This window comes from Vibrio sp. qd031, assembly GCF_002100145.1.
Lineage (GTDB): Bacteria > Pseudomonadota > Gammaproteobacteria > Enterobacterales > Vibrionaceae > Vibrio.
The window spans coordinates 1161-2083 of sequence record NZ_JXQD01000024.1 but is presented as its reverse complement, the minus strand read 5'-3'; the positions used below and the strand labels follow the sequence as shown (position 1 = coordinate 2083).

Sequence of the window (923 nt, the reverse complement as noted above, 5' to 3'; positions counted from 1 at the left end):
TTAGCGATGCGTACGGTGAGTTCACCGTTGATGCCAATGGCAATTGGACGTTCACACTGGCCGATAACGCGACTGTGGATGCGCTAACAGCCGGTCAAGAAGAAGTCCGCGAGTTTACCGTGACGCTGTCTGATGGCAGTGATACTACAGTGACGATTACCATTACCGGTACTGACGATGCTCCGGTGATTTCGACGGATACCGACGCGGTAACCGAGGGCGATGTGACGCCTGTCAGCGGCACCCTAACGGCGACGGATGCAGACAATCCAGACCTAGAATTTACACCAAATACTATTACCGATGGGTACGGTGAGTTCACCGTTGACGCGGAGGGCAATTGGACGTTCACACTGGCCGATAACGCCACAGTCGATGCATTAACAGCCGGTCAAGAAGAAGTCCGAGAGTTTACCGTGACGCTGTCCGATGGCAGTGACACCACCGTCACCATTACCATTACCGGTACCGATGACGATCCGGTGATTTCGGCGGATACCGACGCGGTAACCGAGGGCGATGTGACGCCTGTCAGCGGCACCCTAACGGCGACGGATGCAGACAATCCCGATTTAGAGTTTACTCCGGCTACTCTCAATGATGCCTATGGTGAGTTCACCGTTGAAGCCAATGGCAATTGGACGTTCACACTGGCGGATAACGCCACAGTTGATGCATTAGCGGCCGGTCAGAAAGAAGTCCGTGAGTTTACCGTGACGCTGTCCGATGGCAGTGACACCACCGTCACCATAACCATTACCGGTACCGATGACGATCCTGTGATTTCGGCGGATGCTGATGAAGTCACAGAAGGCGACCTGACGCCAATCACTGGTACATTGACAGCAATCGATGCAGACAATCCAGATTTGGCGTTTAACTCAAACACCATTAGCGATGCGTACGGTGAGTTCACCGTTGAC

1 protein-coding gene is annotated in these 923 nt (G+C 53.6%); it reads left to right on the top strand.

The genetic code is table 11. From position 1 onward, the window contains the following. On the top strand, positions 1–923 hold a 923-nt coding region (locus ST37_RS20110; RefSeq protein ID WP_197687460.1), incomplete at both ends, for a VCBS domain-containing protein.